At 42.5% G+C, this 22461-nt stretch carries 24 protein-coding genes; 17 read left to right on the top strand and 7 right to left on the bottom strand.

Features of this window, described 5'->3' with window-relative positions:
* The first annotated feature begins 143 nt into the window (after window positions 1-143).
* From E0H81_RS07305 to E0H81_RS07285, 5 genes are all read left to right on the top strand, one after another.
* A complete protein-coding gene (locus tag E0H81_RS07305) occupies window positions 144-590 on the top strand; it encodes an SRPBCC family protein (protein WP_131317786.1) in 447 nt (148 codons plus the stop codon).
* Between the two features lie 11 nt (window positions 591-601).
* On the top strand, window positions 602-949 hold the full coding sequence (locus E0H81_RS07300) for a DUF488 domain-containing protein (RefSeq protein ID WP_131317784.1): 348 nt from the start codon (window positions 602-604) through the stop codon (window positions 947-949).
* Window positions 950-1044: 95 nt separating this feature from the next.
* Window positions 1045-1386: a zinc ribbon domain-containing protein YjdM gene (locus E0H81_RS07295; protein WP_131317782.1), complete on the top strand. Its 342-nt coding sequence runs from the start codon at window positions 1045-1047 to the stop codon at window positions 1384-1386.
* Window positions 1387-1657: 271 nt separating this feature from the next.
* Window positions 1658-2017 (top strand): 5-carboxymethyl-2-hydroxymuconate Delta-isomerase, encoded by a 360-nt coding sequence (locus E0H81_RS07290; protein ID WP_131317780.1) that lies wholly within the window; start codon window positions 1658-1660, stop codon window positions 2015-2017.
* 247 nt (window positions 2018-2264) lie between these two features.
* The gene (locus E0H81_RS07285) at window positions 2265-2600 is read left to right on the top strand and encodes a YegP family protein (protein ID WP_131317778.1); all 336 of its coding nucleotides are present in this window, start codon (window positions 2265-2267) and stop codon (window positions 2598-2600) included.
* Between the two features lie 156 nt (window positions 2601-2756).
* Here E0H81_RS07285 and E0H81_RS07280 read toward each other — a convergent pair whose 3' ends face one another.
* The gene (locus tag E0H81_RS07280; protein ID WP_131317776.1) at window positions 2757-3524 is read right to left on the bottom strand and encodes a hydroxymethylpyrimidine/phosphomethylpyrimidine kinase; all 768 of its coding nucleotides are present in this window, start codon (window positions 3522-3524) and stop codon (window positions 2757-2759) included.
* A 101-nt stretch (window positions 3525-3625) separates the two neighbouring features.
* Between E0H81_RS07280 and E0H81_RS07275 the strand changes: the two genes are divergently transcribed.
* Window positions 3626-4273, top strand: a complete 648-nt coding sequence (locus E0H81_RS07275) for an HAD-IA family hydrolase (RefSeq protein WP_131317774.1) — start codon at window positions 3626-3628, stop codon at window positions 4271-4273.
* Window positions 4274-4420: 147 nt separating this feature from the next.
* On the opposite strand, the gene E0H81_RS07270 is transcribed toward E0H81_RS07275, so the two are convergent.
* Complete coding sequence (locus E0H81_RS07270) at window positions 4421-4885, bottom strand: Lrp/AsnC ligand binding domain-containing protein (RefSeq protein WP_131268962.1); 465 nt, start codon at window positions 4883-4885, stop codon at window positions 4421-4423.
* Window positions 4886-5024: 139 nt separating this feature from the next.
* Here E0H81_RS07270 and E0H81_RS07265 point away from each other — a divergent pair, with 139 nt between their 5' ends.
* From E0H81_RS07265 to E0H81_RS07250, 4 genes are all read left to right on the top strand, one after another.
* The gene (locus E0H81_RS07265) at window positions 5025-6284 is read left to right on the top strand and encodes a D-amino acid dehydrogenase (protein ID WP_131317772.1); all 1260 of its coding nucleotides are present in this window, start codon (window positions 5025-5027) and stop codon (window positions 6282-6284) included.
* Between the two features lie 32 nt (window positions 6285-6316).
* On the top strand, window positions 6317-7420 hold the full coding sequence (alr, locus tag E0H81_RS07260) for an alanine racemase (RefSeq protein ID WP_131317770.1): 1104 nt from the start codon (window positions 6317-6319) through the stop codon (window positions 7418-7420).
* A 52-nt stretch (window positions 7421-7472) separates the two neighbouring features.
* Window positions 7473-7832 carry a RidA family protein gene (locus E0H81_RS07255; protein WP_165492601.1) on the top strand — a complete coding sequence of 120 codons (360 nt, stop codon included), beginning with the start codon at window positions 7473-7475 and terminating at the stop codon, window positions 7830-7832.
* Window positions 7833-7994: 162 nt separating this feature from the next.
* Window positions 7995-9428, top strand: a complete 1434-nt coding sequence (locus tag E0H81_RS07250) for an amino acid permease (protein WP_131317768.1) — start codon at window positions 7995-7997, stop codon at window positions 9426-9428.
* A 143-nt stretch (window positions 9429-9571) separates the two neighbouring features.
* Here E0H81_RS07250 and E0H81_RS07245 read toward each other — a convergent pair whose 3' ends face one another.
* On the bottom strand, window positions 9572-10024 hold the full coding sequence (locus E0H81_RS07245; RefSeq protein WP_131268958.1) for a CopD family protein: 453 nt from the start codon (window positions 10022-10024) through the stop codon (window positions 9572-9574).
* 67 nt (window positions 10025-10091) lie between these two features.
* Window positions 10092-11321, bottom strand: coding sequence for a beta-ketoacyl-ACP synthase II (locus E0H81_RS07240; RefSeq protein ID WP_131317766.1), 1230 nt, complete (start codon window positions 11319-11321; stop codon window positions 10092-10094).
* A 279-nt stretch (window positions 11322-11600) separates the two neighbouring features.
* On the opposite strand from E0H81_RS07240, the gene E0H81_RS07235 reads away from it, so the two are divergent.
* The 7 genes from E0H81_RS07235 to rimI all read left to right on the top strand — a co-directional run bounded on the left by E0H81_RS07235 (window position 11601) and on the right by rimI (window position 19558).
* Window positions 11601-13052 carry an EcsC family protein gene (locus E0H81_RS07235; RefSeq protein WP_131317764.1) on the top strand — a complete coding sequence of 484 codons (1452 nt, stop codon included), beginning with the start codon at window positions 11601-11603 and terminating at the stop codon, window positions 13050-13052.
* Between the two features lie 168 nt (window positions 13053-13220).
* Complete coding sequence (gene rpsL, locus E0H81_RS07230; protein ID WP_002050319.1) at window positions 13221-13595, top strand: 30S ribosomal protein S12; 375 nt, start codon at window positions 13221-13223, stop codon at window positions 13593-13595.
* A 177-nt stretch (window positions 13596-13772) separates the two neighbouring features.
* Window positions 13773-14243 carry a 30S ribosomal protein S7 gene (rpsG, locus tag E0H81_RS07225; RefSeq protein WP_131268955.1) on the top strand — a complete coding sequence of 157 codons (471 nt, stop codon included), beginning with the start codon at window positions 13773-13775 and terminating at the stop codon, window positions 14241-14243.
* A gap of 126 nt (window positions 14244-14369) precedes the next feature.
* Window positions 14370-16508: an elongation factor G gene (gene fusA / locus E0H81_RS07220; RefSeq protein ID WP_131317762.1), complete on the top strand. Its 2139-nt coding sequence runs from the start codon at window positions 14370-14372 to the stop codon at window positions 16506-16508.
* A 93-nt stretch (window positions 16509-16601) separates the two neighbouring features.
* Window positions 16602-17792, top strand: coding sequence for an elongation factor Tu (gene tuf, locus E0H81_RS07215; protein ID WP_131268953.1), 1191 nt, complete (start codon window positions 16602-16604; stop codon window positions 17790-17792).
* Window positions 17793-18109: 317 nt separating this feature from the next.
* On the top strand, window positions 18110-18991 hold the full coding sequence (locus E0H81_RS07210; RefSeq protein WP_131317760.1) for a metal-dependent hydrolase: 882 nt from the start codon (window positions 18110-18112) through the stop codon (window positions 18989-18991).
* Between the two features lie 105 nt (window positions 18992-19096).
* Window positions 19097-19558: a ribosomal protein S18-alanine N-acetyltransferase gene (rimI, locus tag E0H81_RS07205; protein WP_131268951.1), complete on the top strand. Its 462-nt coding sequence runs from the start codon at window positions 19097-19099 to the stop codon at window positions 19556-19558.
* Between the two features lie 23 nt (window positions 19559-19581).
* On the opposite strand, the gene E0H81_RS07200 is transcribed toward rimI, so the two are convergent.
* From E0H81_RS07200 to trxB, 3 genes are all read right to left on the bottom strand, one after another.
* Entirely contained in the window at window positions 19582-20397 is an 816-nt protein-coding gene (locus tag E0H81_RS07200; protein WP_131317758.1) for an arginyltransferase, read from the bottom strand.
* Window positions 20398-20416: 19 nt separating this feature from the next.
* Window positions 20417-21148: a leucyl/phenylalanyl-tRNA--protein transferase gene (gene aat / locus E0H81_RS07195; RefSeq protein WP_131268949.1), complete on the bottom strand. Its 732-nt coding sequence runs from the start codon at window positions 21146-21148 to the stop codon at window positions 20417-20419.
* A 118-nt stretch (window positions 21149-21266) separates the two neighbouring features.
* Window positions 21267-22223 carry a thioredoxin-disulfide reductase gene (gene trxB / locus E0H81_RS07190; protein ID WP_131317756.1) on the bottom strand — a complete coding sequence of 319 codons (957 nt, stop codon included), beginning with the start codon at window positions 22221-22223 and terminating at the stop codon, window positions 21267-21269.
* Window positions 22224-22461: the final 238 nt, after the last annotated feature.

Here is a 22461-nt window from a genome sequence, read left to right as displayed (position 1 = left end):
AATATTCTGGAAGCGGTTGAGCATTTTTCAGTAGAGGAAAATGCAGTAAAAATCTGCTCTGAATGTCATACCAAAGCCATACATAGCCAGGAATCAACCGCAGTAGACTAAACACACAAAACAACAAAAAGTGAGAAAAAACAATGCCCAGTACTGTCAAACTTCACCGTGTATTCACCGCACCGCCAGAACGGGTGTTTAGAGCCTTTATCGATCCTGATGCCTTGGTTAAATGGATGGCGCCGCATGGTTTTACCGCCAAAGTCCATCATCTTGATGCGAAAGTGGGAGGCAGCTATAAAATGTCTTTTAGCAATTTTACCACCGGTACCAGCCAGTCTTTTGGTGGAACCTATCATGAAATTATGCCTAACCAGTTGTTGCGTTATACCGACCAGTTCGATGACCCAAACTTACCCGGTCAAATTGAAGTCACGATTCAGTTCCACCCAGTTTCTGTGGGCACGGAAGTTCATATTACCCAATCGGGTATTCCAGATGTAATTCCGGCAGAAGCCTGTTATCTGGGATGGCAGGAATCCTTGCAATTGCTGACTTTATTGGTGAATGCCGAAATTCCGGATCAATAAATAGATGACCCATGCAAATTCAAATCAAGCGTGCCTATGCCGAAGTTTTAGCGTCAGATGGTAAACGGATTTTGGTCGATCGACTTTGGCCCAGAGGCATCAAAAAGCAGGATGCTCAAATTGATATGTGGCCCAAGGAAATCACGCCCTCGACTGAACTGCGCAAATGGTACGCGCACGATCCTGAATATTGGGAGATCTTTCAACAGCGCTATACAGCGGAACTTGTTCAACAGGCAAAGACATTGCAGCAAATTCGGAAGATTGCTGAGCAGGAACAAGTCACTTTAATTACCGCAGCCAAGAGTAAAGATTATAACCATGTGATTGTACTGAAACAGCTTTTGGAACAAGGCTGATCTTTATCTTGCCTGCTTTTATTCCATGAAATAAGTAGGGTTTTAAGCAAGAGACTGACTTATAAAATGCTATAGTAGAGTTTTTGAGGTTTTTTATGTCTTTGCCAAATTGCCCCAAATGTAATTCAGAATATGCGTATGAAGATGGCGATTTACTGATTTGCCCGGAATGTTCTCATGAATGGAAAGAGGGTGAAAGCAGCGCTGAACAGGCGACGGTTATTAAAGACTCAAATGGCAATATCCTTGCCGATGGCGATACAGTTACCGTAATCAAGGACTTGAAAATTAAAGGTTCTTCATCGGTCATTAAAGTCGGAACCAAAGCGAAAAACATTCGTTTATTACCCGACTCAAGCGATGGTCATGACATTGATTGTAAAGTTGATGGGGTGGGTGCAATGAAATTGAAATCTGAATTTGTGAAAAAAGCTTAATTCACCCAGATTGAAATGTAAAAGCTCTAGCAGGGATGTTGGGGCTTTTTTTTATGAGGCCGTTTGATCAGGCAGCAATCATGCACTTGAGAATTTATGATCTGTCCAAAAAATTTGAAAGACTGGAAGGATCAGCTTTCCAAAAGGATATACACAGGTTGTGAATGTTTGATCTATAAAACAGCACTGGGCTTAAATATGGCTTGATTGCGCTTATGATTGGGCAAATGAAATGGTATAACAACAGCAAACCTTTAAAGAATATTTTGTTATGCCCCATATCCATGTTGAATATTCAGACAATATTGAAAACCTTGATCCAAAACCACTCTTACTTGCCTTAAACCAAGCCATGCTTGATGGTGCATATGTTAAGGCTGCCAATGAAGTGAAAAGCCGTGCCATTTGCCAGCAAGATTATGTCATTGGCTTGGGAGACGCTTCGCAAGCATATTTACATGCCAAAGTTTCTTTATTAACCGGACGCAGTGTGGAATTACAACAGGAAATTTCCCAAGCATTATTAACTACAATCGAACAGCATTTACCACCGCAGAGCCAAGTCAACGTACAGATTTGCGTGGAAATTTTAGAAATGCAGAAAGCCACTTATTCCAAGAAAATTGTCTAGGCTTGAATGATGATCAAGAGGCTAGATTTGCTTTTATTCTCTTGATCTTTATTTTTTTATTGAATCAATTTAAGTCAAATTTAACCGGCTAAAATGCACTTTTATAAAACCAAGGCTCAGATATTTTTGATTACAAAATAACCACATTTAAAAACCGAAAATTATTTATATTCTATAAAACAGCATGTTTTGAACAATAAAAAATAATCAAATTCTTATAAATTTTAAAATAATAAAGGGGATTGAAATGGCTGGATGGTATGAAATCAGTCAAGTCGACGATGGACAATATCGTTTTGTGTTAAAAGCTGGAAATGGAGAAGTCATCTTAACCAGTGAACTCTATAAGGCAAAGGCCTCTGTACAGGTGGGCATTGAATCAGTTCAGAGAAATAGCATAGATAATAGTCGTTATGAACGTCTAGACGGGAAAAATGGTAAGCCTTATTTTAACCTGAAAGCGGTGAATCATCAGATTATTGGTCGTAGCCACTTCTATTCAAGTGAGCAATCACGTGAGAAAGGCATAGAATCAGTCAAAAACAATGGATCAACCACCAAGATTAAAGAACTCATTGCCTAGCTTTAGTTGATGGATATGATAAGGCATGTATTTATACATGCCTTATTTTTTGAGTGGTGCAATAAAATTCAGATTTGAGCGACTAAAAATCAGTATAAAAAATCTGATCTCAAACAACATAAAGCTATTGATGATCAGCTTGATCCATCCTGTTTTTTAGAAACGCTTAGGAATTTTCTGGCCATTGGGTACCGGAGTTTCCGCTTTTTTAAGCACGCCAAATAACCAGGTTTCAGCATGATTTACCGCTTGTTTTAAATCATCCCCTTGTGCTAAACGGCCGGCAATGAAGCTTGCCAATGAGCAACCTGAACCATGATATTCGCCCTCAAGACGAGGGCATCGAGTTTCAGAAACCAGCTCGCCATTGATATATAACGCATTGCGAATATAGTCCGGCGTATCTTCATGGCCGCCTTTGACCAGCACGGCTTGGGCTCCCATTGCAAAGAGTTTTGTCGTGGCTTGGTCGATATCTTCAATCCCGGTTAATGCCCGAAGCTCTACCGTATTCGGCGTTAGCACTGTAGCCAGTGGAATTAGTTCTGCAAACGCCTTTACCAGTGTTTCCTGATTGCCCAGTGAACCACCGCTATTGGCAACCAGGACAGGATCAAGCACATATAGGTATTCAGGATGCTCACGTAAAAATTCGGCCAGCGCTGCAATATTGTCCGTGGTGCCTAACATGCCGGATTTAACACATTTAATCGGTAGATCACCTACCACTGCATGTGCTTGAGCGAGCAGTAATTCTTTCGATGTTGCTTCAAAGCCAAAGACTTGTTGGGAATTTTGGATGGTCAGGGCAGTACAGGCAATTGCCGCATGGGCACCACTTTGGCCAATTGCTTCAATATCTGCCTGCAAGCCAGCGCCACCCGAGGGATCTAAACCAGAAAAGCAAAGTACAGTAGGGCGCACAATGATGTCCTTCTTCACAAAATTTGCGTTAGTATAGGCAACTTTGAGCCAAGTCTCGATAGTATTTGTGAAGTAAAAATTTAAGATGAAAGGGTCAGTCTGTGATTAAAAATATTTTGATTGATTTGGATGGAACATTAACTGATCCAAAAGTGGGAATTACCACCAGCGCACGTTATGGCTTGAATAAAATTGGCCATCCTATTGCAGATGACGTCAATATTGACTGGATTATTGGTCCGCCCTTACAGGCTTCGCTGGCAAAAATTTTAAATGTGGCAACAGATGATATTTTGGCTGAACAGGCGTTAATGGGCTACCGCGAACGATTTGTGGTCACCGGCTTATATGAAAACCATGTTTTCCCTGAAGTGTCTGAAACTTTAAAAACATTGCAAGCACAAGGCTACCGTTTGTTTTTGGCCACGGCGAAACCTGAAATTTATGCCAAGCAAATTCTAGAGCATTTTGATTTATTGCAATATTTTGTATATGCCTATGGCAGTGAACTCAACGGCGAGCGCACCAATAAAGCTGATTTGATTGCTTATATCATTGAAAAAGAGCAGTTAAACCCTGCCGAATGTTTGATGGTGGGTGATCGTGAGCATGACATTTTCGGGGCGCGCCGTAATGGAATTGAAACCATTGCGGTGGAATATGGCTATGGTGCAGATGAAGAGTTAACCGCAGCGAATCCTAAAGCCAGAATCGAGAGTTTTGCCGAGTTATTGGATCATTTAAATTAGTATTTAAATGAGCATTTAAATGAGTGCGTGCGCTAAAGTAAAACCTGTTTTCAAATGCATAAAAAGGATCGGGTGATCCTTTTTTAATGTCTAGTGTTTAAAGCCAGCCCAAAACACATCTGCGCTAATGAAAACAATACACGCCCCTTAACCCAGGTCTAAATAGAAACTTTCTTTGACTTCTTCCATAACGATATAACTGTGTGAGGAAGCAGAAGAGGGCAGTTTTTTTAACAGATCCCCTAATAATCGTCTATAGGCGCTCATTTCTTTCAGGCGCGCTTTTACCAGATAATCAAACTCGCCTGAAATGAGATGGCATTCTAAAACTTCCGGAATTTCGACCAGGTCACGGGCCACTTGGTCAAAGACATCTCCCGATTTGGCAGACAGTTTGATTTCTAAAAATACCAGTAAATTCCGATCGACCAGTTCCGGGTTTAAACGTGCGTAATAGCCCATGATAATGCCGTCGCGTTCCAAGCGTTTTACCCGTTCTGAACAGGGTGTAGTTGATAAATTTACCCGAGCCGCCAGTTCGCTAATCGCAATCCGTCCATCCTTTTGCAAGATGTCTAAAATCTGATGATCGATACGGTCTAATTTACGCATCAGTTTTTCCCTTTTTTTAGATTTTTTTCACGATAAATCCATCGAATTACCTGGATTATAGTCAATAAAACAGTGAAAAAAACTATCAAAGCAAAAATATACTAGGTAAATAAACTAGATGTTGCTCGAGGGATTGAAAATGCGCGTAATTGTATTGGGTAGTGGTGTTATTGGTGTTGCAAGTGCGTATTACCTCGCGCAGCAAGGCGCAAGCGTGACTGTATTAGACCGTCAGGCAGGCCCGGCGGAAGAAACCAGTTTCGGTAATGCAGGTCAAATCTCTCCCGGTTATTCAACCCCATGGGCAGCACCTGGTATACCGTTTAAAGCAGTGAAATGGATGTTTCAACATCATGCACCGCTGGCGATCAATATGGATGGCAGCATGTGGCAATTACAGTGGATGGCACAAATGCTGAAAAACTGTAATCCACAAAGTTATGCCATTAACAAGGAACGCATGACCCGCGTGGCCGAATATAGCCGCGACTGCTTAAGAGATTTGCGTAAAGCCACCGGTATTCACTACGAAAACCGTTCAAAGGGCACCTTGCAGGTGTTTCGTAATGAAGCGCAGCTTGAAGCGGTACAGCGTGATATTCAAGTCCTGAAAGAATGCGGCGTGGATTATGAATTATTGCTTAAACAAGACCTGGCGAAAGTTGAGCCGGCCTTAGCCTTTACCCAAGATAAGCTGGTCGGTGGCTTGCATTTGCCGAATGATGAAACAGGGGATTGTTATCTGTTTACCAATGCCTTAGCCAATCTTGCCAAAGACATGGGCGTCGATTTCAAATTTAACCAGAGCGTTGAAAAACTGGTGGTTGAAGGCAATGAAATCAAAGGTGTGGTGGTGGATGGAAAAGTGCTTACCGCAGACCGTTATGTGCTGGCTTTTGGCAGTTATTCACGTGATTTCCTCAAACCGCTGAATCTGGATTTACCTGTTTATCCGGTCAAGGGCTACTCGCTCACCATTCCCATTGTAGATCCTGCTTTTGCCCCGCAATCTACGGTACTGGATGAAACCTATAAAATTGCAATTACCCGTTTTGACGAGCGTATTCGTGTCGGCGGTATGGCGGAACTGAGTGGCTTCAATCATGGCTTGAATGAAAATCGCCGTGCCACCTTGCAAATGGTGACTCAGGATTTATTTCCGGGTGGCGACATGCAACAGGCGACATTCTGGACCGGCCTGCGTCCAATGACACCGGACAGCACGCCAATTATTGGTGCGACCCGTTTCAGTAACCTGTTTTTAAATACCGGTCATGGCACCTTGGGTTGGACCATGGCCTGTGGTTCAGGCAAATTGATCAGCGATTTGGTACTCAATCATAAAACCGACATTAATACTGAAGGTTTATCGATTCAGCGTTATCCCAACGCGGCTTAATTTACCCTAAATCACTATTCAAGGATGAATATATGTCACGTCCCATTAAGGCTGTGATCCATCAGGCGGCTTTAGGCAATAATTTGGCGGTTGCACGTGGCATGATGCCTGACAGCCAGGTTTTTGCCGTGGTCAAAGCCAATGCCTATGGTCACGGCATTGAACGTGTCTATGAGGCTCTTCAACAGGCCGATGGTTTTGCCTTGCTCGATATTGCGGAAGCGAAACTTGTTCGCGCACTCGGTTGGCCGGGTCAAATTCTGCTTCTTGAAGGTTTGTTCGAGGTTCATGATTTACAGGATTGTGTTGAATTGGATCTTAGTTTTACTGTCCACAGCCAGTACCAACTTGAGTGGCTGCAGCAGTTTGAAGGTTCTGCGCAATTCGACGTGTTTTTAAAAATGAACAGCGGGATGAATCGTTTAGGCTTTAGTCCAGACGCATACCGAACTGCCTGGCACAGTTTGAAACAACTCGGATGTGTGAAATCGATTGTTCATATGACGCATTTTTCCGATGCGGATGGTGAACGCCTGGGGAAGCCCGGCATTGGCTATCAACAACAAATCTTTGAAGAAACCATCAAAGATTTACCGGGAAAATGCTCGATCAGTAATAGTGCCGCTATCCTGCGTTATCCCCAACAACTACATTCTGATTATATCCGTAGCGGCATTATGCTCTACGGCAGTTCTCCAGATTATCCAGCGCATAACATTCAGGACTGGCAGCTGCAACCGACCATGTCACTGCGCAGTAAGATCATTGCTGTGCAAGAAGTCAAAGCCAGTGAAAGTATTGGTTATGGTTCACATTTTATTGCCTCCGAACCTTTAAAGGTTGGCATTGTTGCCTGTGGTTATGCCGATGGTTATCAGCGCATATCGAAAACCGGCACGCCTGTGCTGGTCAATTCAGTTCGCACTCAAATCCTGGGTCGGGTCAGTATGGATATGCTGGCCGTTGATCTGACCCATATTCCCGATGCTGAAATTGGCAGTGAAGTGGTGCTTTGGGGCACATCATCAACAGGTACGGTTTTAGCTATCGATGATGTGGCAGCAAGTTCGGGAACGGTCGGCTACGAGCTTATGTGCGCAGTCACGGCTCGGGTGCAATTTGAAATTGAACAGTAGAATTTAACGTTTATTTACTCCAGATCCAGTTATCCAGAATAGGGAAATTAATATGTCACATGTAGATATCCAGAACATCAACACCACAGAAGTCATGAGTGCAGTCACTATTTTTAATCAGGTGGTGTATTTGTCAGGTCAGGTGCCCAAAACCACAGCACAGGATGTTGAACTGCAAACTCGCGACATTCTTGCCACCATCGACAGTTTATTGGCGCAGGCCAATAGCGATAAGTCACGACTATTATCGGCACAGCTGTATATCAAAAATCTTGAAGATTTTAAAACAATGAATGCAATTTGGGTCGATTGGTTACAAGGCTGCGTTGCACCATCACGCGCCACTATTCAGGCGAATCTGGTGAACCCGGATTGGTTGATTGAAATTGCTGTGACGGCAGCACAAAAGTAATTTTTAGCTTTTATTTTTTTAAATACTCTCCCGCAACTAGATAAGGAATAGTGCAACTGTCTTGATTAAAGCAGAAATTTTCAAGAGGCACGATTGAGCGATCAGGAAGCTTTGGCTCAATTCAAATGTCTGGTTTATACAGTGCTATAAGGATGTTGAAATATGACAACGAATCAATTGGATGATTCATCTTCTCCGCATGAATTACAAAGGAAACTCTCCAACCGTCATTTACAGCTGATTGCAATTGGCGGCGCCATTGGTACGGGTTTGTTTATGGGTTCAGGGAAAACCATTTCCCTGGCTGGGCCATCCATCCTAATTATTTACATGATTATTGGTGCGATGTTCTTTTTCCTGATGCGTGCATTAGGTGAAATCTTGCTTTCCAATCTGCATTACAAATCTTTTATCGATATGGCGCATGATCTGATTGGCCCGGCTGCGGGCTATTATATCGGCTGGTCGTATTGGTTGGGCTGGGTGTTGGTCGGTATTGCAGATTTGGCTGCTATTATCAATTATCTCGGTTTTTGGCTGCCGGCTGGAGAAGCTTTTACCCCTATGGGGCAGGCCGCCATCAGTGCAGGCTGTGTACTGTTGGTGTTAGGTATTAATCTGCTTACTGTAAAACTGTTTGGTGAAATTGAATTCTGGTTTGCGCTGATTAAAATTTTAGCCATTTTGGGTTTGATTGGTATTGGCGGATATATGGTGTTTATGCAGTTCCAGCCGCCGCAAGGTGCTGTGGCAAGCTTTAGTCATGTCTGGTCACATGGCGGCATGTTCCCGAAAGGTGCAAGCGGGTTTTTGGCCGGCTTCCAGATTGCACTGTTTGCCTTTGTTGGGGTAGAGCTGATTGGAACCATGGCAGCTGAAACCAAAGATCCTGAGAAAAATCTGCCCAAAGCCATCAATGCAATTCCGACGCGAATTATTCTATTTTATGTGCTGTCTCTCTTTGTGGTGATGTCAGTTACGCCATGGAACCAGATCCCGGGAGATCAGAGTCCATTTGTGACTTTATTCCTGCATGCCGGAATTCCAACCTCTGCCATTATTATGAATCTGGTGGTTTTATCTTCAGTGATGTCCTCCATGAATAGTGGCGTCTTCTCTACCAGCCGGATGTTGTTTGGTTTGGCTAAAGATGGTCAGGCACCGCAAACCCTAAGCCAGTTGTCCAAACGTGCAGTTCCGGCCAAAGGACTTATTTTTTCTTGCTGCTTTATTATGGCGGGCGCAGCATTGCAGTATTTCGTGCCGAATACCATTGAAGCGTTTACTTTGGCCAGTTCATTGTGCGTCATCCTGTTCCTTAGTATCTGGAGCCTGATTATGGTTTGCTACATTCGCTACAGAAAACGTAGTCCTGAATTGCATGCCAAATCGACCTTTAAAATGCCAGGTGGGGTATGGATGTCCTATGTCATTCTAGCTTTCATGCTGTTTGCTTTAATTATTTTGAGTTTGGAACCGGATACTTTAAAAGCCCTGATGATTAGTCCGCTTTGGCTGGTGATTCTGGGAGTGACGTATCGTATCTTGTACTTGCCACGGATGAAAAAGCGTATTCAGTCTTTGGAATTAAAGTAATCATTGATTCAGACAATTAAAAAGAGAGTGGTTCAAGCCACTCTCTTTTTTATCCGGATTATTTTCAGGAAAGATTGAAGATTTAGTCCTTAAGCAAACATATAAAAAAAGCCTCTATTAAGAGGCTTTTTAAATCTTCTGGATTAAAACTGCGGTTTAACCACCACTAAAATCACCACTGCAAATAGAATCAGTGTGGGCATTTCATTGAAGAAGCGCCAAAACTTGTGTGACTTGTAATGTGCATCGACCAGCAGTTTTTTGCGGTAATAACCACAGACCAAATGATAGATCACCAATAAACCGACCAAGCCAACTTTCAGGTAAAACCAGAGCGCTTCATGGTAATGCCGCGTTGCATCACCCCAATCAACTAGAAAGTGCGCCGTGATGAGGGTGGCAAGCATTGCCGGCCACATGATGCCGCGGTACAACTTGCGTTCCATAATCTGGAAACGCTGATGACTCGTGGCATCCTCACTCATCGCATGATAAACATATAAACGTGGCAAGTAGAACAAAGCTGCAAACCAGCAAACCACAGCAATAATATGTAATGCTTTTACCCACAAGAAAGCATCAGAAGGAGCATCCATCTATTCACCCTTTTAAGGGCAGTGTAGACGTTGATCACCCATTGCCGGATGATCAACAATTCTTAGCTTAGCCTTCCCATTTTTTGAAAACAAGACAGGCATTTACACCGCCAAAACCGAAACTGTTACTCATCACAGTATTCAGTTTTGCGTCACGTTTTTCAAGTACGATATCAAATGGTTTTGCGCCTTCATCCAGTTCCGTCACGTTGATGTTTGGCGCAATGAAGTCATTTTGCATCATCAGAACCGAATAAATCGCTTCTTGTACGCCGGCAGCACCCAAGCTGTGACCGGTCATGGACTTGGTTGAGCTTAGTGGAGGAACCTGACCTTCACCAAATGCACGTTCCATGGCTTTAAGTTCTGTGATGTCACCCGCTGGAGTAGAAGTACCGTGGGTATTCACATAGTCAATTTTATCTACGCCGTGCTGTTTGGCTTCTTCTAAAGCCATAAGCACACAACGCGTTGCACCTTCACCGCTTGGCGCAACCATGTCTGCACCATCACTGTTTGCAGCGTAGCCGACCACTTCAGCAAGAATTTTTGCACCACGCGCTTGTGCATGTTCAAGTGATTCAAGCACCACGAAACCGCCACCACCGGCAATCACAAAACCGTCACGGTCAGCAGAGTATGGACGGGAAGCTTTTTCTGGCGTGTCATTGTATTTAGAGCAAAGCGCGCCCATTGCATCAAACAACAAGCTTTGTGACCAATGATCTTCTTCACCGCCACCCGCAAGCATTAAATCCTGTTTGCCCAATTGAATCAGGTTATAAGCATAACCAATGGCATCAGCAGAAGTCGCACATGCGCTGGTAATGGTATGCGCCACACCTTGTAATTTGAATGCCACGCCCACGTTTGCGGTAATGGTGTTGGTCATGTTACGCGGAACAAAGAAAGGGCCAACTTTACGCGCACCTTTGGTTTGCAATAATTCGTTCATTTCAATGACAGATGCAGTTGAACCACCACCTGAACCACCGGTAATACCATAACGCGGGTTACCTGCCAATTCTTCAACCTGTAAACCGGAATGTTCGACTGCAGCAAGGGCAGAGTTGTAGGCATACATCGAACAAACGCCCATAAAGCGTTTTAGTTTACGGTCGATATTGTCAAAGTTTTGTTCTGCTGCTGCACTCACGTGGCTTTTAAAATTGAGTTCAGCATAAGTCGGGTTAAAACGTGTTCCAGAAATCCCGTTTTGCAAAGAATTTGTTACTTCTTCTAAAGAATTACCGATACATGAGTTGATCCCCATGCCAGTGATTACAACACGTTTCATCTACAGATCCCTTATATGGTAGTAATGTGAGCAAATGCAGCTGAATGAATCTTTTGCCTCAGGCAAAACCCAGCGCGTTACTCATGTATTTCAATTACATTTATAATAGCAGAAAGATTTTTGAATTCTTATGGCAAATATTATGCCTATTTCCCTGTGTGTCTATTTGTGAAAATTACCCGGTTTAATTAACCAAAAGATACACATTAAAATTGAGATAAACTTAGACTATACCTAGTATTTATCAATAATTGTAATAAGTGAAAACGAGGATAAAGAATGACTGATATCAATAATAAACATTCACATGGATTCCTATCAAATGCCTTTGGAGTGGCTAAAAAGATCAGTGCAGCTGGAATGGGTGTACTGAATCATGCCGCTCCGAGTGCAGTGACCAAGGTCCTGCAACCATCAAAAAATGGTCAGGTGATTGATGGAAGTGCCCGTCAAACGAATGCCTTTGAAGTCCAAAAATATGATAATCCTCAACAAATGCTGCGCGAGTATTTACCCAATGTATCGAGACAATTGCTCGGTCGTCAGTATGGAAAGGTAACGCGCGTCGCCAATTTTGTTTCCCCACAATTTTCAGATAAATTATCGGATTATTTTTTTGAACAGCTCAATCAGTTTACTTCAAATCTCAGTTCAGTCGATGCCGTGCTTGATCAGGCTGGAGCAAAAGATTTACAGGAACTGACCCAAGATGTAGACCGTTCAAAGCGAATTAGCCAAGCCTTGGCAGAGCAGAATAAATGGATTGCCTCTATGCAAGGCGCCGTGACCGGAGCCACAGGTGTGGTCGGTTCAGCAGTTGATGTGCCGTTGTCTTTAATCATGTCTTTGCGCATGATTTATCAGGTTGGACGTGCCTATGGTTTTGAGCTGAATAAAGAAACAGAACAGGACATTGTTCAGTTCGTGTTTAAACAAATTGATTTAGGCCAGATTGCGGAAAAGCAAAGTGTATTGATGGCGCTAAAAGCTATATCAGGGATGTTGAGAACCCATGATGTTTCTCAATTCCAGCAAATGTTGGGCTCAAGCAATGATGCGGCAGCACTGAAAAAATGGTTAAGCAATGAAAATGGTGAAATGAAATGGGAGTGGTTGAATCATATTCCCAAAATTTCAATCATCAGCAAATTGACACCGGTCGCAGGAGCGGGCATTGGTGCAGCGTATAGCTGGAAGCTGGTTGAAGACGTAAACCAGAAAGCACAACAAATCTTTTCTCACGCCCGAAGTTACTTGCAACAACATCAAGGGGTAGAGATCTCGCCAATTGCGGCTTATGAAAAATCTTTGGCCTTGTTGGCTCAGGCAACACCCAAATTATTGGAGCATTTACCTGAAGTTAATGTGAAGCCAAGTGAACTTAAATTGGATCAGGATATTCAAATACCTGACAATAATGCCATTTCGAATGTCACCATCAAAAAGAAAACAGAAGTTGTTAAAGCCGATGAAGACCACCAGGATGAACAGGTTGAGCAGGGTCTGGAATCTTTAGCGGAGCAAATGGTTGAACCGCACGAACAGGTTGAACCGCAGAAACCTGCCGTTCCTGTAGAAGAGCCTGAATCGGATGAGGCTAAACAGAACTATGATTCAGAAGATCAGGGAGAAGAAAGTGCAGAGAAATCAGCGCAATCTTCTAGCGAAACATCTGAACAAAAGGATGAAACTGCTCCAGCAAAGAGTAAAGTTACAAAAAAGAAATCTTAAAAGCTAAGCCCAAGCCTAGTAAATCCTTTCAAACGCCCTAATTATAAGGAAATGGTTGATATTTGATATGGCCTCGAATATTGACCATTTTTCTATCTTCGCTTACAATTGTCTGCCCTCGAAAAGTAGTATTTTTTTGAGGCTTTTTATTAACGGGAGAATTGCCAAATGGCAACAACAAATCAGTTGATCCGTAAGGGTCGTACTACTTTGGTTGAAAAATCAAAAGTTCCTGCGTTGAAGGCTTGTCCACAACGTCGTGGTGTTTGTACACGTGTTTACACTACTACACCTAAAAAACCTAACTCAGCAATGCGTAAAGTTTGCCGTGTTCGCTTAACTTCAGGTTTTGAAGTATCAAGCTACATCGGTGGTGAAGGCCATAACCTACAAGAGCACAGTGTTGTTCTTATCCGTGGTGGTCGTGTTAAAGACTTACCAGGTGTACGTTACCATACCGTTCGTGGTTCTTTAGACTGCGCTGGTGTTAAAGATCGTAACCAGTCTCGTTCTAAATACGGTACTAAACGTCCTAAGAAATAATCTTTCGAGATTCGTTTCTTAAGAACGTAGAACCGCAATCCTTTATCGTCTCGCTTGTCTGATTTCTGCATTTAATTTTGTGAAATTCAAGCGACGTGTAGTAAGGCCAGCGAACAGTACATGACACTTTGTACTCATGCTGGATAAACCTGAAGTGTCATATTTATAGGTGTTAAAATGCCAAGACGTCGCGTAGTTGCTGCCCGTGAAATCCTTCCGGATCCTAAGTTCGGCAGCCAAACAATCGCTAAATTCATGAACCACGTAATGCAAGATGGTAAAAAATCTATTGCTGAAAGTATCGTTTACGGTGCTTTAGACCGCGTTCAAGAAAAATCTAAAGTAGACCCAGTTGAATTTTTCGAGACTACTCTTGAAAAAGTTCGTCCTATGGTCGAAGTAAAAGCACGCCGTGTTGGTGGTGCTACTTATCAAGTGCCTATGGAAGTACGCCCATCCCGTCGTACTGCCTTAGCTATGCGCTGGTTAGTAGAAGCTGCTGCTAAGCGTTCTGAAAAAACTATGGCTTTACGTCTTGCTGGTGAGTTGCTTGATGCAGCTGAAGGTAAGGGTTCAGCAGTTAAGAAACGTGAAGACGTGCATCGTATGGCTGAAGCCAACAAAGCATTCTCTCACTACCGTTTCTAATAGGTTTAAAGACCTTAATCAGGATGAGGATAGTTCAGTTTTACTGAACTGTTATCAAAACGCTTTAAGTTGCTAGCAACTTAAAGCGTCCTGTTTTAAACAACAAATTTAGGAATGCAAGAAATCATGGCTCGTCAAACCCCAATTTCTCGTTACCGTAACATTGGTATTTCTGCTCATATTGATGCTGGTAAAACCACTACTTCAGAACGTATTTTGTTCTACACAGGTGTATCTCACAAAATTGGTGAAGTACATGATGGTGCAGCAACAATGGACTGGATGGAACAAGAGCAAGAACGTGGTATTACAATCACTTCAGCTGCTACAACTTGTTTCTGGTCTGGTATGGCTAAGCAATACCCAGAACACCGTATCAACGTAATTGACACCCCGGGACACGTTGACTTCACAATTGAAGTTGAGCGTTCTATGCGTGTTCTTGACGGTGCATGTATGGTTTACTGTGCTGTAGGTGGTGTACAACCTCAGTCAGAAACTGTATGGCGTCAAGCAAACAAATATAAAGTGCCTCGTTTAGCATTCGTGAACAAGATGGACCGTACTGGTGCAAACTTCTTCCGTGTTGTTGAACAAATGAAAACACGTCTTGGTGCACATCCTGTACCAGTTGTAATCCCTGTTGGCGCTGAAGAAAACTTCAAAGGCGTTATCGACTTGATCGAAATGAAACAGATCATTTGGGATGAAGCTTCACAAGGTATGCAATTCGAGTACGGTGAAATCCCTGCTGAACTTCTAGCTTCTGCTGAAGAATGGCGTACAAACATGGTTGAAGCTGCGGCTGAAGCTTCTGAAGAATTGATGGATGAATACCTAAACAATGGCGACTTGTCGAAAGAACAAATCGTTGCTGGTATTCGTGCTCAAACTTTGGCTTGTGAAATCCAACCAATGCTTTGTGGTACAGCATTCAAAAACAAAGGTGTTCAACGTATGTTGGATGCTGTTATTGATTTCTTACCATCACCGACTGAAGTTAAGCCTATCGAAGGTATTCTTGACGACAAAGCTGAAACTAAAGCGATTCGTGAAGCATCTGACGAAGCACCGTTCTCTGCGCTTGCATTCAAAATCATGAATGATAAGTTCGTAGGTAACTTAACTTTCGTACGTGTTTATTCTGGTGTGCTTAAACAAGGCGACCCAGTATACAACCCAGTTAAATCTAAACGTGAACGTATTGGTCGTATCGTGCAAATGCACGCGAACGAACGTCAAGACGTTGAAGAAATCCGCGCTGGTGATATCGCTGCATGTGTAGGTCTTAAAGACGTTACCACTGGTGATACACTTTGTGATGAGAAACACGTCATTACACTTGAGCGTATGGAATTCCCTGAGCCAGTAATTTCTTTAGCTGTAGAGCCTAAGACAAAAGCTGACCAAGAGAAAATGTCTATTGCGCTTGGTCGTTTGGCGAAAGAAGATCCATCGTTCCGTGTTCGCACTGACGAAGAATCTGGTCAAACCATCATCGCAGGTATGGGTGAGCTTCACCTTGACATTCTTGTCGACCGTATGAAACGTGAATTTAACGTTGAAGCGAACATTGGTAAACCAATGGTTGCTTACCGCGAAACAATCAAAAAGACTGTTGAGCAAGAAGGTAAATTCGTACGTCAAACAGGTGGTAAAGGTAAATTCGGTCATGTATATGTTCGTTTAGAACCTATGAATGTCGAAGAAGCTGGTAAAGAATACGTGTTCGCTGAAGAAGTTGTCGGCGGTACTGTACCTAAAGAATTCTTTGGTGCGGTCGACAAAGGTATTCAAGAACGTATGAAGAATGGTGTATTGGCTGGTTATCCTGTTGTGGGTATCAAAGCGACATTATTTGATGGTTCTTACCATGATGTCGATTCTGATGAATTATCGTTCAAAATGGCAGGTTCTTACGCGTTCCGTGATGGTTTCATGAAAGCAGATCCTATCCTTCTTGAACCGATCATGAAAGTTGAAGTAGAAACTCCAGAAGACTACATGGGCGATATCATGGGTGACTTAAACCGTCGTCGTGGTATGGTTCAGGGTATGGAAGATTTACCTGGTGGTACTAAAGCAATTAAAGCTGAAGTTCCATTGGCTGAGATGTTTGGTTACGCAACTTCTATGCGTTCTATGTCTCAAGGTCGTGCGACTTATTCTATGGAATTTGCTAAATATGCTGAAACTCCACGTAACGTGGCTGAAGGCATCATTACTAAGTTCCAATCTGGCGGTAAAAAAGGTGACGACGAGTAATCTTTCGATTACTATAAGCCCAAACTAATTCATAGTTAAAAACCAAGTGCTCATGCAGTAACCCTGCATGAGTAGTTATAAAAGGAAGCTCTCATGGCTAAGGCTAAGTTTGAACGTAATAAGCCACACGTAAACGTGGGTACAATTGGTCACGTCGACCATGGTAAAACAACTTTAACTGCTGCAATTGCAACAATCTGTGCAAAAACTTACGGCGGTGAAGCGAAAGATTACGCAGCAATTGACTCTGCACCAGAAGAAAAAGCACGTGGTATTACCATTAATACTTCACACGTAGAATACGATTCTCCGATTCGTCACTACGCACACGTAGACTGTCCAGGTCACGCCGATTATGTTAAAAACATGATCACTGGTGCTGCTCAAATGGACGGCGCGATCCTTGTATGTGCTGCGACTGATGGCCCTATGCCACAGACTCGTGAACACATCCTTCTTTCTCGTCAGGTTGGTGTACCTTACATTCTTGTATTCCTTAACAAGTGTGACCTTGTTGATGACGAAGAATTGCTTGAATTGGTAGAAATGGAAGTTCGTGAACTTCTTTCTACTTATGACTTCCCAGGTGATGATACTCCAATCATTCGTGGTTCAGCGCTTCAAGCATTGAATGGTAATGATGGTCCATATGGCGAATCTGCTGTAATCGAATTGGTTGCTGCGCTTGATTCTTACATTCCTGAACCAGAACGCGCAATCGACAAAGCATTCTTGATGCCAATCGAAGACGTATTCTCAATTTCAGGTCGTGGTACTGTAGTCACAGGCCGTGTTGAATCTGGTATCGTTAAAGTTGGCGAATCAGTTGAAATCGTTGGTATTAAAGATACAGTTGTAACGACTGTAACTGGCGTGGAAATGTTCCGTAAATTGCTTGACGAAGGTCGTGCTGGCGAGAACTGTGGTGTTCTTCTACGTGGTACTAAACGTGAAGACGTGCAACGTGGTCAAGTACTTGCTAAACCAGGTACAATCAAACCGCATACTAAATTCGACGCAGAAGTATACGTACTTTCTAAAGAAGAGGGTGGTCGTCATACACCATTCCTTAACGGTTACCGTCCACAATTCTATTTCCGTACAACTGACGTAACTGGCGCAATCCAATTACAAGAAGGCGTGGAAATGGTAATGCCGGGTGACAACGTTGAAATGTCAGTAGAATTGATCCACCCAATCGCAATGGACCCAGGTCTACGTTTTGCGATCCGTGAAGGTGGTCGTACAGTTGGTGCTGGTGTAGTTGCTAAAGTAACTCTATAATCAGTATTGATTGTATAAAAAAGCGCTCCTTTGGGGCGCTTTTTTTATGCATGATGATTTCTTATTGAGAGTGTCTTGTGTCGTAATGATTTTAATCCTTCTTCTTTTCCCTTGCATCGAAATGAAGCAGCGCTTTATTCCCTTGCGTCGAAAAAATAATTTCATTTATCATTATTTTCTCTCCTCATGTCCTTAACTGATATTTTCCTGACCTTATCTGCACTTATCGCAATTTTTTAAATACGTAATATAAGAATGAAGAAAAACAAACATAAGTGTATTAAGCAAAATCATTTTGCTAGATAGGAGTAAGCGTCATGAATGCAAAAGTCAATATTACTAACCGTGCGGGTGCAAGCTTTCCTGTACGACGTATGAATTTTGATTTTGATAAGGTGCCTGAATATTGGATGAATGGTTCTGCAGGTCTGACTCATTTTATGACTGCATTATCTGCCTTGTTCCCAGCCGGTGAGAAATTCTTTATTGATAGCGTACGTGCAGTGCGTCAACATCCAGCCATTAAAGACAATGAAACTTTGCAAAAAGAAATCTCTGCATTTATTGGTCAAGAAGCCATGCATACGCATGAGCATGTTGGTTTTAATGCTTCCGCACAAAAATTTGGGCATGATGTCGATACACTCGATCGTTATACCGATAAAGTCATTCAAACCACACGTAAGTTTATGGCAAAAGTAGGAAAGCCCGTCGGTATTACCCAAGAAATGGTCGATTTGACTGCAACAACTGCACTTGAGCATTTTACTGCGACCATCGCTTCAGAATTACTACGTAATCCGCATATTCAAGCGCTAATGACTGACCAGACGATGGCAACCATGTGGGCATGGCATGCGATTGAAGAAAATGAACATAAAGCCGTGGCTTATGATGTTTTTGAAGGTGTATTTGGCCGGGGTTATAAAGCCTATGCTTTGCGAACTGGTTCTCTAACCATTGCAATGGTGATCCTGTTTATTACCCAATCTTATTTTCTTGCACGTTTGCTCAAAGAGGACAAACAGTTAAATCTAAAATCTTTAAAAGAAATTTATGCTTATGCCTATAGTCCATCGAAAGGCATTATTACGGGTATGGGTAAGGAAATGTTGGCTTATTTTAAACCAGGTTTTCATCCGAATGATTTGGATACTGTGGGTTTATTGACGACTTGGAAAGCTAAATTAGGTTTTTAAGAGCTGTTAATACTTGGGGCAATTGATATTGCCCTTTTTTTTACTCGATTTTTTATCCAAAGTTCCTATAATGCCAAGCTTCTGTTATTTAAAAGATGAACGAAGATGATTCGTTTAATGCAAAAAGCGGATGTCAGCCGCATTACGCAAATTGAGCAATTGGTACAAAGCCATCCGTGGACCGCAAAACAGTTTGAAGAATCAATGGATTCTTATATTTGTACCGTGATTGAACAGCAGGGGCAGGTGGTCGGTTTTTGTATCTTGCAACCGGTGCTGGATGAAGCCAATCTGTTACTGATGGCTATTCATCCGAGTCAGCAAGGCAAAGGGCTAGGCTTTCAATTACTTGAAGCTTCAATTGCACAGTTGAAAAATAATCCGCTGCAAATTTTCTTGGAAGTGCGGGAAAGTAATTTAGCTGCGATTGCGCTGTATGAAAAAGCCGGTTTTCATCAAATTGATTTACGTAAAAACTATTATCCAAAACCAGACGGCTCTCGCGAGCATGCCATTATTATGGTGAAATCATGCAGTGATGATTTTTCACAACTTTTTAAATCGTAAATTTTTTTAAATCATCAATAATATTATTTAATAATTGGGTTATTCCATCCAGAGGGCAAGGTGGTCATCAGGGAGTTTCCCAATTGTTGAATTTCTTCTTGATTGAGCAAACGGTTTAATCGGCGCCATTGTCCATCAATCAGTAGCTCCAAAGGTACATATTGAGATTTGTAATTCATTTTATTGGAATGCGGCACCCAATAGCCCAAATAAACATAAGGCAAAGCTAAAGCTTTGGCATGTTCAATCTGTTTAAGCACTGCAAATACACCCAGTGAACGTCGATTTTCATCAGGATCAAAAAACGTATAGACCGCAGAAACCCCGTCATCCAAGGGATCACAACTCGAAACACTAATCAGCTTGTCGTCTTTCCAGAATTCCAGGAAAAAACTGTCCGTGCAGCTATGCACTAGAAATTTTTCGAATTGATCTAAGCTAGGTGGGAACATATCGCCATCGGCATGACGCTCATTAATATAGCGTTCATATAAAGCATAATGAATTTCAGAGGCATCCGCAGTGCGCGTGATTTTAACCGTCAGGTCTTGATTGCGTTTCCATGCCTTTTTCTGGGTACTGTTCATGTGAAATTCAGTGACAGGGACACGACTGGACAGGCATTGGCGGCATAAGTGACATTCTGGACGATAGACAAAATCGCCACTGCGACGAAATCCCAAACGGGAAAGTTCAGATAAACTGACCACATCAATTCGATGTGCAGGATCTAAAAAGACCATCCGCGCTGATTTATTTTCCAGGTAGCTGCAGCTATGCGGTGGCGTAATATAATACTGTAAATCATTCAATAGGGATTTTGGGTGATACGAATTCATGGCAATCCCTCTGTTATTTTCATTCAATTAATCGCGCGTGTTGCGCTATTGTTTTACTTGAAAATACACCCTCTTGATATTTTTTCCAATCTATAGATGGCTGTTTAACAACATCTTGTAACGAATTAAGATACGCTTGGCGAGAAATTGTACAAGCACCCAGGCTTAAAAGATGATCATTGACCAGTTGACAGTCAATCCAGGGCAGATGATTTTCCTGACCCAGCAGCATTAATGTATAAAAAGCCATTTTTGAAACATCGGTTTGGGTGCTAAACATCGACTCACCAAAACAGCCATGCCCAATGGTCACACCATATAAACCACCGACAATTTTGCCTTCATCCCAAACTTCAATGCTATAGCCATAACCGGCATCAAATAACTGGCAATATCCATCAATAATATCTTCAGAAATCCAGGTATCTTCTGCATAACTACGAGGTAAGGAGCAGGAACGAATCACCTGTTCAAAAGCATGATTAATCGTAATTTTATAATCAAACTTTTTCATGTTGCGGACTAAAGATTTACTCGGGTGGTAATCGTTGGGGCGAATAATGCAACGCGGTTCAGGGCTCCACCAACAAATTGGTTCACCCTCGCTAAACCAGGGAAACAGACCATGGGTATAAGCTTCAAAAAGCGTAGCAGGGGAGAGGTCGGCACCTATGCAAATAAGTCCTTGATCATCGGGATCGGCTTCGATGGGATCGGGGAAAATGAATTCTGAGGGTGCTAATGGATGCATGGGATTTGGCCTGAACGAGAACAGTAACGTGCAATAAGCATTTATGGTTTTTATCATACAAAAAAAACCGCCCAAAGAAGGACGGTTTTTTTTGTTTAGTGGAATTAATTTACTTGAATCATTCACCTAAAGCATCAAGATATTTTTCAGCATCCAGGGCTGCCATACAGCCTGAACCTGCTGAGGTAATCGCTTGACGGTAAACGCTGTCTGCAATATCGCCCGCAGCAAATACACCCGGAACAGATGCAGCAGTTGCATTGCCGGCAGTGCCACTTTGAACCTGAATATAGCCATCACGCAGGTTCAACTGACCTTCAAACATGCTGCTATTCGGTTTGTGGCCAATGGCAACAAATAGGCCGGTCACTTCTACATCTTGTTTAGAGCCATCTTGGGTTGATTGCAGACGAACTGCAGTAACACCTGACTTGCTGTCACCGAGGACTTCATCCACTTGATGATTCCAGATGATGCTAATTTTGCCTTCTTTCTGTTTTTCAAAAAGATGATCTTGAAGAATTTTTTCTGAACGCAAAGAGTCACGGCGGTGAACCAGAGTCACGTGTGAAGCAATGTTGGAAAGATAAAGCGCTTCTTCAACCGCAGTATTACCACCACCCACAACCATCACTTTTTGGTTTTTGTAGAAGAAACCGTCACAGGTTGCACAGGCACTTACACCTTGACCCATAAATGCAGCTTCAGATTCAAGGCCTAAATATTGCGCTGTAGCACCCGTTGCAATAATCAGGGCATCACAAGTGAACTCTTCCGTATCGCCTTTTAAAACGAATGGACGAACGCTTAAATCAACTTCATTGATATGGTCATAGACAATGTCCGTACCAAAGCGTTCAGCATGCGCTTGCATACGTTCCATGAGTGCAGGACCTGTTAGACCTTCAGGGTCACCCGGCCAGTTGTCGACTTCAGTGGTGGTGGTCAATTGACCGCCCAATTGTAAGCCTGCAATCAGCGTTGGCTTCAAGTTGGCACGTGCAGCATATACAGCTGCGCTATAACCAGCAGGGCCTGAACCTAGAATAATCAAACGTGAGTGACGAGCGCTCATTCGCGGCATCCTTTTTTTATTTAGAAATTTGTGAAATTATACGTGAAACTCGATAACAGTTGTGTGCGTTCGATGTCGATATTATTGATCATTGAAATCGATTTGAGCTATATACAACATGAGCGCTGTGCTAGATACTTAATTCATAGGATTTGTATCAACAGCCTCTACATAATATTGCATCTTTTTCCTTGGAACAGGTGCATAATATCGAGTTTAATTGCGAAACTATTTTGTC

It is taken from the genome of Acinetobacter terrestris, from assembly GCF_004331155.1.
In the GTDB taxonomy this organism is placed as follows: Bacteria; Pseudomonadota; Gammaproteobacteria; order Pseudomonadales; family Moraxellaceae; genus Acinetobacter; species Acinetobacter terrestris.
The sequence above is the reverse complement of the archived record's forward strand: the minus strand, read 5'-3'. Positions and strand labels throughout refer to the sequence as shown.